General features: G+C 42.1%; 13 protein-coding genes. 3 read left to right on the forward strand and 10 right to left on the reverse strand.

All coding sequences use genetic code 11. The features are described 5' to 3' along the window. Nucleotides 1–5: 5 nt before the first annotated feature. Nucleotides 6–803, forward strand: coding sequence for a histidinol-phosphatase HisJ family protein (locus JG770_RS01780; protein ID WP_291954384.1), 798 nt, complete (start codon nucleotides 6–8; stop codon nucleotides 801–803). Between the two features lie 237 nt (nucleotides 804–1040). Here the strand turns inward: JG770_RS01780 and JG770_RS01785 are convergent, their stop codons facing one another. From JG770_RS01785 to JG770_RS01820, 8 genes are all read right to left on the reverse strand, one after another. Continuing rightward, nucleotides 1041–1721 carry an MgtC/SapB family protein gene (locus tag JG770_RS01785; RefSeq protein WP_291954387.1) on the reverse strand — a complete coding sequence of 227 codons (681 nt, stop codon included), beginning with the start codon at nucleotides 1719–1721 and terminating at the stop codon, nucleotides 1041–1043. A gap of 253 nt (nucleotides 1722–1974) precedes the next feature. Continuing rightward, on the reverse strand, nucleotides 1975–3600 hold the full coding sequence (locus JG770_RS01790) for an ABC transporter ATP-binding protein (protein ID WP_291954389.1): 1626 nt from the start codon (nucleotides 3598–3600) through the stop codon (nucleotides 1975–1977). A gap of 53 nt (nucleotides 3601–3653) precedes the next feature. Then, the gene (locus tag JG770_RS01795; RefSeq protein ID WP_291954392.1) at nucleotides 3654–5339 is read right to left on the reverse strand and encodes a hypothetical protein; all 1686 of its coding nucleotides are present in this window, start codon (nucleotides 5337–5339) and stop codon (nucleotides 3654–3656) included. Beyond that, on the reverse strand, nucleotides 5336–6067 hold the full coding sequence (locus JG770_RS01800) for an ABC transporter ATP-binding protein (protein WP_291954394.1): 732 nt from the start codon (nucleotides 6065–6067) through the stop codon (nucleotides 5336–5338). The genes JG770_RS01795 and JG770_RS01800 overlap by 4 nt, the downstream gene beginning before the upstream one ends. Nucleotides 6068–6190: 123 nt before the next feature. Then, nucleotides 6191–6412: a hypothetical protein gene (locus JG770_RS01805; protein ID WP_291954397.1), complete on the reverse strand. Its 222-nt coding sequence runs from the start codon at nucleotides 6410–6412 to the stop codon at nucleotides 6191–6193. Nucleotides 6413–6836: 424 nt separating this feature from the next. Next, nucleotides 6837–8120, reverse strand: coding sequence for a hypothetical protein (locus JG770_RS01810; RefSeq protein ID WP_291954400.1), 1284 nt, complete (start codon nucleotides 8118–8120; stop codon nucleotides 6837–6839). Nucleotides 8121–9477: 1357 nt separating this feature from the next. Next, on the reverse strand, nucleotides 9478–11088 hold the full coding sequence (locus tag JG770_RS01815; RefSeq protein WP_291954402.1) for a putative ABC exporter domain-containing protein: 1611 nt from the start codon (nucleotides 11086–11088) through the stop codon (nucleotides 9478–9480). Then, nucleotides 11075–11800 carry an ABC transporter ATP-binding protein gene (locus tag JG770_RS01820; RefSeq protein WP_291954405.1) on the reverse strand — a complete coding sequence of 242 codons (726 nt, stop codon included), beginning with the start codon at nucleotides 11798–11800 and terminating at the stop codon, nucleotides 11075–11077. Before JG770_RS01820 ends, JG770_RS01815 begins: the two co-directional genes overlap by 14 nt. A 435-nt stretch (nucleotides 11801–12235) precedes the next feature. Between JG770_RS01820 and JG770_RS01825 the strand changes: the two genes are divergently transcribed. Both JG770_RS01825 and JG770_RS01830 read left to right on the forward strand, forming a co-directional pair. Beyond that, the gene (locus JG770_RS01825) at nucleotides 12236–12466 is read left to right on the forward strand and encodes a helix-turn-helix transcriptional regulator (protein WP_291954408.1); all 231 of its coding nucleotides are present in this window, start codon (nucleotides 12236–12238) and stop codon (nucleotides 12464–12466) included. Further along, nucleotides 12453–12872 (forward strand): hypothetical protein, encoded by a 420-nt coding sequence (locus tag JG770_RS01830; protein ID WP_291954411.1) that lies wholly within the window; start codon nucleotides 12453–12455, stop codon nucleotides 12870–12872. Before JG770_RS01825 ends, JG770_RS01830 begins: the two co-directional genes overlap by 14 nt. Nucleotides 12873–12976: 104 nt before the next feature. Here the strand turns inward: JG770_RS01830 and JG770_RS01835 are convergent, their stop codons facing one another. Together JG770_RS01835 and JG770_RS01840 are read right to left on the reverse strand one after the other, a co-directional pair. Then, a complete protein-coding gene (locus tag JG770_RS01835; RefSeq protein ID WP_291954413.1) occupies nucleotides 12977–14830 on the reverse strand; it encodes a bifunctional homocysteine S-methyltransferase/methylenetetrahydrofolate reductase in 1854 nt (617 codons plus the stop codon). After that, nucleotides 14827–15396, reverse strand: coding sequence for a uracil-DNA glycosylase (locus JG770_RS01840; RefSeq protein WP_291954416.1), 570 nt, complete (start codon nucleotides 15394–15396; stop codon nucleotides 14827–14829). Before JG770_RS01840 ends, JG770_RS01835 begins: the two co-directional genes overlap by 4 nt. Between the last annotated feature and the right edge of the window lies 1 nt (nucleotide 15397).

Genomic DNA, 15397 nt, shown 5'->3' on the forward strand with positions numbered 1-15397 from the left:
TTTTTATGTACGATTACCATATACATTCTAATTTTTCCACCGACTCCAATATGACTATGGATCAGGCCTGCCGGCAATCCATAGCGCTCGGGCTTAAAGAGATAGCATTCACAGATCATCTTGATATAGATTATCCTAATTTCGACGATCAATTCATGATAGACTTTAGCCTCTACACCGAGCAGTATAACGCAGTACGCGTAAAATATGCCCCTCGTCTGAAGGTCATAAAGGGCATAGAGATCGGCTTACAACCTCACACGCTGCGGCAGTCGCTCGAAATAGCATCCTCTTATGAGTTTGACTATATTATAGCATCAACGCACGTAGTAGACAAGCTCGATTTGCACAATGGCGATTTTTGCCGTGGAAAAACTAAAGAACAGGCTTACAGAAGATATCTCGAAGATATGTACGATTGCATAAAATCATTCCCCATATTCAATGTGCTGGGGCATATAGACCTCATACGCCGGTATGGGGATTATGATGACAAAAGTATGAAATATGGCGATTATGCTGATATATTGAACGTTATATTAAAATGGCTCATAGAAAACGGCAAGGGTATAGAGATAAACACATCCGGTTTTCGCTATAATCTTAATTCCACCATGCCCACGCCGGAATTTGTCCGACGCTATAAAGAGTTGGGAGGCGAAATACTTACTATAGGTTCCGATGCTCATAGCATTGATTATATAGCCTATAATTTCGACCTTGCCTATGACATAGCCAGGGAGGCCGGCTTTAAGTATGTAACTACATTCGAACAGCAGCAACCGTCATTTAAAAAGATATAGCGCAGGCTTTGGCTGATCTCTGTTTCCGGTTCCGGCGGAATTATAGGCATATCGCTCGGCGGCATATTGCGGTGCGGCGCAATGTCGCACGAAGCCAGCAGCAAGCATAAAAATACGGCAATGAGTAATTTGATTATGGATTTCATCATCTTCACCATCCTTTAATATAAAAATCCCTTTATATATTAGATGGTCAAGATGGCAAAAAGGTTGCATAAAATTTAAAATTATTTTGCGTCAAACCCGTTCTATTTTTCCTACAGCCTTTATATCATAGAGTTTATTGAAAATATCCTGCTCTGTTACATTCTCTGTCATTTTTAATTTGAGCAATACCACGACCTCGTCTTGCTCATCATAGCGCTCAATTTTTATATCATCAATCGATACACCTATCTCTCCAAGTGCCTGCACTAATATCGCGAGATGTCCAGGCCTGTCTTTAATGGAGACAGCCACACTCACAGTTTGTTTGGAGCCAAATATCTTGGTATTCTCCAGCCTGTTAAACACATCCAGTATTATAACCACAAACGCGGTGGAAGCCAAAGCAGCACTATAATAGCCTATGCCTATGGCCAGGCCGATGCATGCTACCGCCCATAAGCTGGCTGCTGTGGTAAGTCCTTTTATATTCGGGCCTTCCTTTATTATGGTACCCGCACCCAAAAAGCCTATACCGCTTATCACCTGAGCACCCAAGCGAGCGGGATCCGGCAATGTGGCCGATACAGCCTGCATACGATTGTACATAAAAACCGATATAAGCATAGCAAGTGCCGATCCGACGCATACCAGCACATGCGTTCTAAAACCGGCGGGCTTTTGCACCACCTCGCGTTCCCAGCCAACGATGCCGCCCAGCACACAAGCCAGTGCCATTCTCACTAACATTTCCCATATAGTTAACGGAAACATTATTTCCCTCCTCTCCTCTTAAAGCAGAATTATAGCTCACATCATCCACTTTGGCAAGCTATTTTTCTGTTTTATGTGGTTTCCGGTGTTCTTGCACTTTCTTGTATCAGCCCAGATCTTCCGGTTTGACCGGTTGCTGGCCTGTTAATTCGCATAGTTCGATATCCCGGTTATATGTTAAAGACTCGAATGTTTTGACTTTCCTAAAGCCGGCCCATAATCAAAATGGTTAATCCTGCTTTTTTGAGACTCTTCATGAAATCGATATCTTTCTTGTACAAATATCATCAAAATAACCTGTATGATCGATAATTAAAAAAGTAGCATCTGAGGATTTTATATAATCTTTAATACACTTTTTACAATTAGCATCTAAATTTGAAGTAGCTTCATCTAATATTATAAAATCATTATGCGAAACCATCACTCTTGCTATAGCTATTTTTTGAATTTCCCCACCAGAAAGATAACTTCCTCCTTCGCCAATAAGGCCATTATTTTCTTTTTGGATCCGATCAATAACTTCTTTGAGACCCAACCCGCAAATTACGCTATCATATTTTTCTTTATCATAGTTTTCTATTCCAGTTAATATGTTGTTTTGAATAGTATCATTGAATAAAAAATTTTTTTGTGCTGCATACGAAATGTGTTTTATTAAAGAGCTTCTTTTTATTTGACTAATTTCAATATCGTTGATATAAATATTGCCAGAAGAAACAGGATATAGCTTGAGAATTAATCTAACAATAGTGCTTTTACCACTACCATTTGGGCCTTGCAATATAATTTTTTCTCCTTCTTTTATCTCAAAACTGAGATTTTTCAGAACATAATTATCCATTTCATCATATTTAAACGAGACATCCTCGAATTTTATATTTTCAATACGATCAATTAATTTATTGCCAGAAGGAGGATCTTGATATAATTCAGAGAAGAAGAAATTTCCCACTCTTTTTAATGAGACGATCGCTGGTTGAAGAATAAGGATTGTACTAGAGTAAGTAAAAACAGGCTGATATATTTTGCCGATATAGGCTGATATCGCCATAAAGCTGCCCAATGTCAATTCATTTCTAACAAAAAAGTATCCACCAACGATATATGTAGCCACAGTCAATACATAACTTAAAAAAGTTATAATCCCTGAGAATTCATTAAAAGTATTAGATTGCTTTCTTGTATTTTTTATCATAGCATCGTTATAATGAGCTATTTTCTTTTTTTCGGCATCTTCCAGAGACTGCGTCTTAATTATCTCCATGCCTGAAATTGATTGATTGATTTTCCCAGAGTAATTTGCATTACTATCAAGCGCTTTTTGTAGTTGTTCTTGAACAACTCTAGTCGCCTTTATTATTAAAACAAAAAAGAATGGTATTGGGATAATCATTATAAGTAAAAACTTTAAATTTATGGAGGCTAAAACAATGAACGCAAAAATGAATTGAAAAATTCCTGACAGCAAGCTTAGCGTCTGAGTTGAAAATAAACTATCTATGGAATTCACTTCATTCATCCGCGCATTTATATAACCTGCTTCATTCTTCGTAAAAAAAGACATGTCCAAACTCAATATTTTGTTGTAGATTTCATCCTTCAAGATTTTTAACAAACTACTACTCATATCAATAAACAGCTTTTGAGTAATATAATCGCTAATCACTTTCCCAATGTAAACCGCCAATAGAACCATACATAAAACAATAATTCTCTGAAAATTCTTTTGGCCAAAGCCGTCATCGATAATTAATTGAATAACTTTTGCTGGTACAAGAGCCAGCCCGACTCCCATTAAAAATAAAATAACAGCGAATAAAGTAGTCGCTTTTTTTATTTTTATGTAATCCCATATGATATGGAAAACTTTATTCATTTATTTCTCCTCCGTCAGATATAGATTCCGACGCTACAGAAATCTTACGGCGTTCACGACAACCTCGTACCCCGATAAAGTCTTCTGGCGGCATCGAGCAATATAAAATAACCCGGTATGGTCAAACCTGTCATGACGGCTATTAAAATAGCATACACCATCCCATCGCCCAATGGGCTTGCTATGAGCAATATGGCTATTAAAACCAGCACCGCCAGCAATAAAAGGATAGCCAAAAGTGTAAAACCCGATGCCGCATTATTTTTAAATAACATCTGGGGCGTATCCCAGTCAAACTTGGGATTTAACGCATCCATCAGCATGGCCAGGAATATAGCCAACGTTATACCTGGTATTGCCATCAGCGTTATTATAATGAAATCCACCAGGCTGCAGTGCATAAAAACGGATAAGATGGCTATGACAGCCACAACAAAAGGGGCCATGATAGCCCATGCGCTTAAGAGCTTCGCATTTATGCATTCTTTAACATCAACCGGCGCCGCAGCTGATATCCAAAATGTATGCCCTTCACGGCTGAAAGCTGTATATCCTACGGCGTTACCGCTGGCGGCTATAAATATAGCCACTATAATCAGATTAAATATCATTGAGCCTTGCTGCGAGGCGAAGGACACCGCTAATTCCTGCGATCCTTGGCCAGGACTGCTGGTCATTGTCATCATGGAAAAAATCAAAACTACGGGCATGACGATGAGGGGCATGATGGTGTTAGTTACAAACATCGGCGTTCGCCAGAATAATTTCCATTCCTTGTTGAACAAAGCCCTAGTATGGCTGCGCTTTTTGCTCAATACACCGGCAAGCTGCTGCTGGTTTAAAGCACGACGGCGACCCGATACCTCGGTGCCCGCCAACACCGACCGATAGAATACCGCCTGGGCCAAGAGCAGCATCCCGGCGAAAAGCACAGCCGACACCCCTACGAACAAGGCGAAATATAATGCGGCGGCAGTATCCATCATCATGGCCCGCGTCGCCCACAAGGCCGGAGGAAAGGCGCTGCCGATCATGCGCACGAAATCCATGTTGCCGATCGCAAAATTATCCAAGCCATCCCGGCCTAATATGGTCATATGTCTGCTAAAAAACTGAATGCCTATGCTAACCGCTACACCCAAGACCGCCCCAAGCACGGTGAAGAACTCCTTGCTTTTGGTAGCGCTGACCAAGCGCATGAGGACCATCACTATAAGCGATGCTATGGTCAAAGGCAGAATGGGCGCCAAAAGGGTTATTATGACGGCGATTATCCAGTACATGGCACTCACCGCAGCATAATTGGCATATATGATTATGGCAGGTGCCATAAGGGGTATGGTCAAAAGATATTCGCTCAACATAACACCTATGAATTTTGCCGCTACTATCTGCGATGGTTTTAACGGCATGGGAATAAGTATGGATAGATCCTGAGCGAAATAAAACGCGGTCATGATGGTGAAAACGCCGGTTATAAGCTCAATTACCTGCGCTAATAGGATGGTCATGGTCAGCACCAATTCGGGTTGGCCCAAGGCGGCCCCTCCCGCCGCAACGCCTATCAGCATAAAGACGTACATGACAAACAACGTGCCAAAACCGACCAGCAAAATCAACCCCAAGACTATAGGCTGCCATAATCGTCTTTTATCCTTTATATAGCGCTCCCGGAATTCCGATATGCCATATTGCACATTAAGCAGCGTCTTTACAAGGGAAAAGAATGCCCTGTTCATACATTTGCCTCCTCGGTCAATTGCAGGAAAAGCTGTTCCAGCGATTCATCCCTTTGACCGTGGCGCAGCTCTTCCAACGTACCGCATGCTATAAGGCGGCCCTTGTTTATGATGCCTATGCGATCGCATAGCCTCTCGGCCACCTCCATCACATGCGTGGAGAAAAACACCGTATGCCCTCTATCGCAATGCTGACGCATAAGTTCCTTCAGTTGGAACGACGACCGGGGATCAAGGCCTACCATAGGTTCGTCCAATATCCATACCGATGGATCGTGGAGCAACGCCCCTATCAATACTATCTTTTGCCTCATACCATGGGAATAGCTTTGGATCAAATCATTTACTGCATCAGTCAGCTCGAAGGTGTCCAATAATCCGGCTATGCGCTCCTTGCGTTGCGATACCGGCACATCGTATACATCCGCAATAAAGTTAAGGTACTCTATGCCCCGCAGCTTTTCATACACATCGGGATTGTCGGGCACATAAGCCATGCGGCGCTTAGCCTCTATGGCATCGGTACGCATGTCGAAACCGTCTATACTTATGGACCCGCTGTCTGGCTCCAACAGACCTACCATCAATTTTATCGTAGTGGTCTTGCCGGCTCCATTGGGACCCAAAAAGCCGAATATCTCTCCCGGCTGCACAGTAAGGCTAAGGTTGTTTACCGCTTTTACAGTCCCTCTGTTATAAGCCTTTGAAACGCTTTTCAATTCAATCATATGACGGCATATCTCCCTTCAACTTTCACCCAATCTAAAACTAGTTTATCATAATTCTGGCAAAAGAGCAAAGCATTTTTTGTAAGTGAATAATCGCAAAGGCTTCTTATCGTGTGAAAACAATTAAATTGTATTCTTACTTTTCCTAATATTATATATGTCCATTAAAAATCCTAGCGTTCCTCCCAACCCAATGCATAAAGAAATCCAGAAACTATCGTTTCGGAGTATTACAATAATTACACCAATAATTGAACCAATCCCAATTCCAATTTCACTATATTTTGATATATAACCTTGTTTAATTTCATTATTGCTGTTCTTATTTTTCGATGGATTATTCATATACAAATATCTCCGTTTCTAAAAAGTTGACTTATTCGTTTGGCTCCGTTATGCTAATACTCCTACTTTCAGTATTCTCACCATGAGAATTTCCTGCTATACCTATTAAACTCACGACTATAAAAATTAGGAGTACGGCTGCAATAACGATTAAAACATTCCGCATTAGCTTACTCATAAAGCTCCTCGTCGAGTAGACAGTCTCGACGCTCCTTTCCAAAATAATTTGTTGTTGTGAGGGGATTTCCTGCTTCCCTCATAGGCCCGTACATGCAGTTTTCCCGCATACAGCTTTTCTGGCACACATGTACTAGTGTACTTTTCGCTTACCAACTCCAGATGATACCGGCTGTTGGTTGGACTTTGCCGAGCTCAGTATCTCACCGAGCTATATATCTAGCGCTGAACCGGCGCACCCCTATTTTTAATAATCATACGTCAATACGTACCATACATTTCCGTACCATGTATGACCTGCAGGAGTACCATCAAGGGCGACGCCAAATAAATTCTGGTAGTTTAATTTAAGCAAAGTTCCTTCACTCTTATACATAGCTGAATATTTTACTGTAAATGGATTAATTGCTAATCCTCCGTTCCTATTCCTATCAAAATAATTATAATATAATTGATTGCTCTTGTTTCCGATTCCCTTTATGTGCGTATCACTGTATCCTTCCCACGTATATGAAAATGGCACACTCAATAGAGACCCTATAGAAAAAGTGTATTGACTTCCATTATCCAAATCCAATTCTCCTGTATCGGGAGCCCAATCGATAAGGATATCGCTCGAATAATAATTATCCAATTTTGCTTCAAACGCTCTTGTCGCATACGGAGGCCCCTCATTTAAAGCTGGGAAGGGATAAACTCGTGTGTTTGCCTCTATTATCAGATGATCATAACTTGGCTCAACATCTCTTACATTATAAATTAAATAATCTGTAGTGTGTTTGCCGGCCTGTTTATCATAAAATGTGGTACCTGCAAAATAGAAGTCACCATAAAAAGTATAAGTTTGCCTTATTGAGGCTAAAAGCCGCGTATCGGTATTTTCAGCTACAACAGCAGTACGGGATAATACGGTTTTATATATATCATCTTCATAATCATTTATTAAAGAAGGTATGTCTATATTCTTCAAATAAGTCTTTACCTCTTGTTTTAATTTGTCTTTATTCTGCCTTAAAGATATTATATCTTCGATATTAACAAATGTATAGTCCCCTTTAGGCAATAAAATAATTAAAGGTGTAATGCTTGTGTATTCATCCTGCTTTAAATTAACATCCCCTTCAGAAGTCGTATCTAATGGCTCCACTTTATCAATTTTATTTAAATCCTCCACATCAGTCATATTGTTATATTCTTTGATAAGCCGCTCATCTTTTTCACGCTCTATTGAGAATGGAAGTTTCATTTCTTTAAAAAATGGATATAATTCCACCATATCAATGTTTTCACCATAAATAGCAACAGGTATGTTTTTATTTAATTCATCTTTAACTTTCTCTAAATCATTTATGCCTTTTACATCAAAATTATAAAGATATATATTCTTATATTCAGCAGTATCCTTTGATATTAGTGAGCCTGCAGAAGTCGTTGATCCTGTTACTGACGCTATGCTAGAACCGGATAGCGCGCTAATAATAGCAGCAATTAGCACTATAGCAAATAATAATATTTTTTTCTTTTTGATCATCTTTATCCCTCCCTGTGGACTACTCAAGTTATCCCATTATTACCTGGAGAAATTACAAGCCTCGGAATAACAATATTTGTTACATCTTAAATCAGCTCATTAACATTGTTGCTTCTTTCTGATTCGGATTGTATCATTGTATTTTTATAATTTCAATAGGAAGATATAATTAAAATGCATATTTATCTAACGAACCGCCGTATACCAAACGGTACGTACGGTGGTATGAGCGGGAGGCGACTAGTCGCCGCCTCCTACTCGATTGCATTAGTTAAGCATTGACCTCAAGATTAGCTTCCTTTTAAGAAACCCAGCAACGATAGCAACGAACCGAAAATCAAGAAAATAAATGCTATAAATAAAAGTAGTTCAGATCCTTGAAGTTCTTCTGACATGTCGATATAAACCAGAGTTAAAGGAATACTTATAATTATCCATTGAATACCAAAAAGGCTAAGCTTAACGGAATTTATGGACTTGAAGTTTTTTACCAAATAATAAATGGAAACTATAAGCATAACTAGCAAAAATAGAATAAAAAATATTAAATACAACAAACTCACCTCCCAAATAATAAGTGCTTGTTAATGGAAATCAACAAAATTTCCAGTGACATTACACTCTGCGAACCCGTCTCCTAAGGTGTACACAACTTGTCAGCATTATCCATATCGTTCACTGCATGGCAGCAAGCTTTAGCTTACATTCCCCTATTCCCTTGCATTCTTTCTTTAATAATCACCCAACGGAATCACCTCCAATGTTCTTCTATGGGTACTTTAGAAAACTCCGAAGGCGCTTAAAGGCTATGTTAAAGGCTCGACTGTTTATGCCTTGCCTCCAACATTCACCTTCTTGTCACCGCTCAAATCTCTTATATTAGTGATTCTTCTAGGTCATGATATCATCCTCCGTTTTCTTCTCTCTATATATGAGAGTATCTTATGGCATAAAAGTTGCATTTTTTAAAAAATTTTTTTAACGAATTTTGATCCGCTTACCAAGAAATGGAATCATCTCCAAATACAATTTAGACTACTCTCGGAAACTCCGAAGGCGTTTAAAATCTATGTTAAAAGCTGTACGGACTACCCTATATGTTGGGAATCTATTGGGTTCCAAGTCCGTTTTAGAAAGCCATTTATTTTATAATTCCTTCTTTTTCAAAAATTTTCTTTGTCCGTTAAGGGGCTAAATAAACTGTTTTCGCCATTCAATCACAAGATACTATCAACGTTCTTTTAAGCAAATAGTTCAAATATAGGAAATTGATACCACAAAACAGAATATTCCAAATAGCTTCGTTCAGGGGTAGCATAAAACTATATGGCACCGGCGAATGATTTATCTAATACGGCTATTTCATTTCTATACGCGTAAACAGTTTTTCTGCGATATACAGCAGCAGGACCAGTGCTACCGGCGTACCGGCGGCAAAAGCGTAAAATGCCGCAACCATGCTGTCCATGGCGACACCTACTATGATAGCCGGCAGTATGGCAGGTAGCATAGACAACGCCTGCACCGCCATGCGTATATAGGCGTACAACACATTTTTTGCATCATAGAACGGCAGGGCTATGTTTATCAGGACACCGCTAAAGAGGGTCATTATATCCACTGAACTTGAAAACAGCCATATCGCTAAAGCTTGATAGATGTTCAGCTTTGCCAGGATCCAAATGGGCAGGACGAGCGCGGCGTTCCTGATCACCGCCTTTGCAGACGAAATCGTATTGATCGCCAGGATTTTATACATCGGCCTTCCCGGCAGCGTATAAATGTATTGCTTTCGCAGCTCATATTGCAAACCGACTGGCATGGCCTCTATAAGCGCCACATACATGACCGCATAAACTATAATGAAACCGGCTACATTGTTAAAATCCGCTGATGCTATAAAACCAAATATTATGCCGACAATCAGCAGGAGCAACTGATCCCAACCTAGTATCATAAACCTCGAGGCTCGCTTATTGGCCACTGCCTGTTTCCATATAAACGCCCAAGGGCCCTTAGCGCTCCAACCCACATCCACATGCCTGCCTTTTTTCTTCGGTTCCTCGCTGCTAGCCGTTGTTTCAATGTTTCCGCTGGAAACAGACTTAACCCATTCGGCAACGCCGATCGCCTCCTCATAATAGTCCACCGCGAAATGAACAGCTAGGACTACGATAATTATTGCAGTCGCAAGTAATCCTAAGAGCAGCGGCAGTGGCGACAATCCGGCTGTAAAAGGCGACATAATCAGGGCTTTTGCCCAGCCTATAACCGGTATATTCGAAAATACCGAGCCGTTGACGGTTACAAGCAATCCTTCCAATATGCTGTCGGCTGTCAATGCCCCCCACGCTGTATATGCCAATAAACCTATGGTCATCAAGCGTATGGCGATTTTAATGATCTTGCCTATACCAAAGCGATGAGACACTGAATATATGAAAAAATTCAACGCCGACCCCAATACCGATATGATTATTATAGTTATAACCGTATAAGCCAGCTTTGAGGCATTCATGGGCAACCCTGCCATCAACGATATGAAAGGCAGGTATATTATGGCAAGCAGTGCCAGATAAAGCGATGAGCCCATCTCTCTCAGCATGGACCATGCATATACCGTGCGCTGGCTGATAGGCGACGGAAATAGGAAATTAACATCGCCCATCGAGTATTGGCCAGGGGCGTATTTAACCGAAGCCTTATTCATACCACTAAAAAAAATCAATACGAGCAAAGCCATTACAGCCGCGCCTAAGGCATCCAAGCTCAAAGCCCACGGCACGGCGGGTTTATTCGATCGGGCAAAAAAAATGGGCAAAAGCCAGACAAACTGTAGGCCGTATTGCAGTAAAAGTCCTACGAGCTTTCCCGGATGCCTAGCAGCATCGACTAGATAATTTTTAAATTTGGCGAAATCCAAAAAGAATAAAACCCGCAGCTCTTTCCACACCTTATTGCTGCTCATCGGCCGTAACCTCCAAAAACAGATCCTCCAGCGTGCTGTCCGCGGACGCTTTCATTTGCTCCCTGAGTTCTTCTACGGTGCCTTCAGCTATCAATCTGCCGTTTTTCATCACCAATACCCTATCGCATAAGCTTTGCGCCGTATCGAGCATATGCGTACTTATGAGCAGTGTTTTGCCATCGGCTTTAAGATCAAAAAAGGCGTTCTTGAGCTGGCGCATTGCCCTGGGATCGATGCCCACCAATGGTTCGTCGAACAGTAGAACGTCAGGATGATGCAGCAAGGCACAGCATATGGAAGTTTTTTGTTTCATGCCTTTAGATAGATGCGCCCCCAGTTCCGTTCGTTTATCGATGAGATCAAACCGCTCCAGCAGCGCTTTGGCTTCCTGCTCCCAATCAGCGAGGTTATAGGCCAGGGCTATAAACTTCATATGTTCCCATACAGTCAGCATATCGTATATATCCGGCGCCTCCGGGATATACGCCAGCCTGAAACGAGCCTTATCATCGCGGTGATCCAGCCCTCCTATGGTTACGCTGCCATCGTCCTTGCGCAGTAAACCGGCTATGCATTTGAGGGTAGTAGTTTTGCCGGCCCCATTAGGTCCCAACAGGCCTATAACCTGCCCTTCCTCCAGAGCAAAGGATATGCCGTCCACCGCTTTAGTCTTGCCAAAATACTTTTTAAGTTCGCGTACTTGCAAAACCATATTGACCTCATCCCTTTCGATCAACATTAATGCCGATATCATTTTACCACGCAAATACATTTTTGGCAACAGTATTTCCCACAGCAAGCCAACCCACAGCCGGCTTGAAATATATGCGCCGAAAGTTCACTCCCCTCGCTTTGGCAGCGGCCAACACCTCTTTAGCAAGGTCAGGCGGTTTTGAGTATCTACGACGACTTTTCCCATGGATGGAATGTTATATTTATCAATACCACGGAAACTACTGCGCCGGCGACCAATGGGAGAAAAATTGACAATCCCCTCGGTAAAGAGATAGTAAAGGGTAAATAAAAAAACACTAATATTAACCAGTGTGAAATAAACTTCATTTTTTTCTTGACAAACAAAATAAACTGTGATAACATGAAGCTAGCTTCATAAGAAGTTTGCTTCATGTTATTAAGGAGGTAGATAATGAAAACAAAAGTAAAAGAATTGCGTACCCGTGCCAAGATGACACAACAGCAGTTAGCTGATTTAGTTCATGTATCGGCAAGAACAATAATTTCCATTGAAAAAGAGCAATATAGTCCATCACTTATGTTGGCGTATCGATTAGCCGAGGTGTTCAATACAACAGTAGAGGATTTATGTTGCCTTGAAGAAAATAAAAAATTGGAGGATGAGCGATATGAAAAGAATTAAAAACACCAGAGCCTTTATTGTAGGTATTATTGCCGCAGTCATTGCTGCCATCTGCTTTGCTGCAAATCTTCTCGATGGAATTGAGCTCCGTTTTCTTGTTAGTGGATTTTGGGCGCTTGCATGGTCTGCGATGAGCTTTTATTTTGCTTTTTCAAAAAAAGGGTTGACGGAAAGCGTTTCAGATAGTATAGATGAACGAGATCAGTACATCACAATGAAAAGTGGTAAAATGGCGCTTCAAATTTTGAATTATATTCTATGGGGAGGTGGCCTTATTAGTAGTACTTTGTATGGAATATTCCGCCAGCCGATTTTCATGATTGTAGCAGCTACTTTGTGCGCTGTTATACTTACGCTATTTATTATTATATTGAGTGTCAATATATACTATGAAAAACATAACTAAAACGCATATTTATCTACCGAACCGCCGTATACCAAGCGGTACGTACGGTGTATGAGAGGGCGGCGGCTAATCGCCGCCTCCGAAGGTGCACAGAACTTGACTGTTCAAGCTATCTCGGCCATTATCCTTTCTACCATATCATACCGTCCAAACGGCGGCATCATATAGACACCGCTAACCATGCCGCGGCATTGCTTTATCAGCTCGGCTGCTATAGCCACACCTTCGTCCAGAGCCTTATCGCCGGCATCTTTCATGCGCTGGCGTATGTCAGGTGGTATGGTTATGCCCGGCACCTCATTATGTAAAAACTCCGCATGTTTGTAACTCCTGAGCGGCAATACACCCATAAGGACCGGTATATTATAACCGGCTATGTTCTTTACCATTTTTTCAACGGTTTGTATATCATATACGGGTTGCGTCTGTATGAAGTTAGCACCATTTTCGATTTTTTTGTTCAATTTCTCAAGCTCTGCACCGAGATCATCAGCATTGGGATTAAAGGCTACACCTATAGCAAAATTTGTGCTGCCCTCCAGGATATTGCCCATATAGTCGCGGCCTCGATTCAAGGAATCCAATATATATACCAGCCCCTCCGATGTTATATCGAAAACACCCGTGGCCTTGGGGTGATCCCCGATAGAAGGCGGGTCCCCTGTTAACGCCAGCACATTGTTTATGCCAAGAACAGCCGCGCCTATAAGCTCGGATTGGATACCTATAAGATTCCTGTCCCTACAGGTGAAATGCAATATAGCATCCAATCCCACCTCCTGTTTTATACGTGTCGCCAGCGCTATAGGGCTTACCCTTACCCTCGCCATAGGGCTGTCGGCTATATTTACAGCATCCACACCGCATGACTTCAAGGCGCGTGCAGCTGCCAATTCTTTTTCTATATGAGTACCTTTAGGCGGATCCATTTCCACCGTCACGACAAATTTTTGTTCTATCTTTTCCAAAATATTGCCAGCCTTTGCAATGCCAGGCTGCGTCGATTCCTGTCGGTTTGTTTCCACCGTAATCATACCGTCCTGCTCGGCGGTCGTATTCGCTGCTTCAAGCCTCGCGTTTTCGTCCAATACTCTGCGCATCGCCGCTATATGCTGCGGTGTAGTGCCACAGCAACCACCTATTATATTTACTTTGAGTTTAATATAGTCCTTTACATACGATGCAAAGTAATCGGCCTTGGCTTTGTATTGAAGCCGGCCTTGCGCATAACAGGCAAAACCCGCGTTTGGCTGTATGGATAAGAATTTAGTGCCATCGATGTATTCCGCAATGAATTTCATGAATTCCACCATGTCGCGCGGGCCGCTGCCACAGTTTAGGCCGACTACATCAGCGTCGCAATGCTTTAGAAACTCCGCCACACTCTGCAGGCTTTCTCCGGAAGAATCAAAGCCATCGGGCAATAAAGAAAATTGACATATCACAGGAATATCGGCAACGTCCTTGGCGGCTTTTATAGCCATTTCAGCCTCGAGCGTGCTGCCCATGGTCTCGGCTATGATAGCATCAACGCCCTCGCCGCACAATGCCTCTATCTGCTCTCTATAGGCTTCATAAATATCACCGCAGTTCGTTTCGTTCACCGGCACCATCGGTATGCCTATAGGCCCGACCGAACCTAAAATCCAAATGTTATCGCCTGCCGCCTGCTTGGCCAATTTCACCGCTTGCCGGTTTATGTCGGCTACTTTATCTCCTAAACCATAAGCAGCTAGTTTAAATCTATTGGCCCCAAACGTATTGGTCTCTATTATGTCCGCACCAGCACTTATATAATCCTTGTGCAAGGTCAGCACCATATCAGGCTGCGATATGTTCACATACTCAAGGCATGCTTCACTATCAGCCCCGCGCTCACGCAGCATGGTCCCCATAGCGCCGTCGCACAACAAGGTTTTATTTTTAAGCGCGGTTAAAAAATCTTTTTCTTTTCTCATGCATCCAATCCTTCTGCAAGGTATTTTTCTTTTATCAGAATAAAATCCTCCCACGCCGGCTTTTTTTTGCTCGGATCCCGCAATATCGCTGCCGGGTGAAAGGTCGCAATAAAATAATAGCCTTTGCGCTCTATCCATTGTCCCCTTTGCTGAGTTATCTTAAAATCGGGGTCTATCAGGTTTTTGGCTGCCGTAGCGCCCAGGCATACTATTATCTTCGGTTTTATTATAGCCACCTGATTGCGCAGATACGGCAGGCATGCCTTGGCTTCGCTCGGTGTGGGAACGCGGTTTTGAGGCGGGCGGCATTTGACTACATTAGCTATATATACCTCCGAACGTTTTATCCCTATAGCTTCCAGCATATTATCCAGCAATTGGCCGGCCCTTCCGACAAATGGCCGGCCTTGCAGGTCTTCATCCTTGCCCGGCCCTTCCCCTACAAACATCAGGCGGGCATTTAAGTCGCCTTCACCGAACACCGTATGCGTACGGCTTTGCGCCAATGGGCATTTGGTACAATTAGCTACCTCTTCCATCAAAGGTTTAAGCTTTAGCAATGCCATC

The organism is Mahella sp., from assembly GCF_020054945.1.
In the GTDB taxonomy this organism is placed as follows: Bacteria; Bacillota; Clostridia; order Mahellales; family Mahellaceae; genus Mahella.

Bases quoted from the DNA above. Each gene is read 5' to 3' on its own strand.
- JG770_RS01780 (WP_291954384.1), top strand. From the start codon at position 6: ATGTACGATTACCATATACATTCTAATTTTTCCACCGACTCCAATATG.
- JG770_RS01785 (WP_291954387.1), bottom strand. From the start codon at position 1,721: ATGTTTCCGTTAACTATATGGGAAATGTTAGTGAGAATGGCACTGGCT.
- JG770_RS01790 (WP_291954389.1), bottom strand. From the start codon at position 3,600: ATGAATAAAGTTTTCCATATCATATGGGATTACATAAAAATAAAAAAA.
- JG770_RS01795 (WP_291954392.1), bottom strand. From the start codon at position 5,339: ATGAACAGGGCATTCTTTTCCCTTGTAAAGACGCTGCTTAATGTGCAA.
- JG770_RS01800 (WP_291954394.1), bottom strand. From the start codon at position 6,067: ATGATTGAATTGAAAAGCGTTTCAAAGGCTTATAACAGAGGGACTGTA.
- JG770_RS01805 (WP_291954397.1), bottom strand. From the start codon at position 6,412: ATGAATAATCCATCGAAAAATAAGAACAGCAATAATGAAATTAAACAA.
- JG770_RS01810 (WP_291954400.1), bottom strand. From the start codon at position 8,120: ATGATCAAAAAGAAAAAAATATTATTATTTGCTATAGTGCTAATTGCT.
- JG770_RS01815 (WP_291954402.1), bottom strand. From the start codon at position 11,088: ATGAGCAGCAATAAGGTGTGGAAAGAGCTGCGGGTTTTATTCTTTTTG.
- JG770_RS01820 (WP_291954405.1), bottom strand. From the start codon at position 11,800: ATGGTTTTGCAAGTACGCGAACTTAAAAAGTATTTTGGCAAGACTAAA.
- JG770_RS01825 (WP_291954408.1), top strand. From the start codon at position 12,236: ATGAAAACAAAAGTAAAAGAATTGCGTACCCGTGCCAAGATGACACAA.
- JG770_RS01830 (WP_291954411.1), top strand. From the start codon at position 12,453: ATGAAAAGAATTAAAAACACCAGAGCCTTTATTGTAGGTATTATTGCC.
- JG770_RS01835 (WP_291954413.1), bottom strand. From the start codon at position 14,830: ATGAGAAAAGAAAAAGATTTTTTAACCGCGCTTAAAAATAAAACCTTG.
- JG770_RS01840 (WP_291954416.1), bottom strand. From the start codon at position 15,396: ATGGCATTGCTAAAGCTTAAACCTTTGATGGAAGAGGTAGCTAATTGT.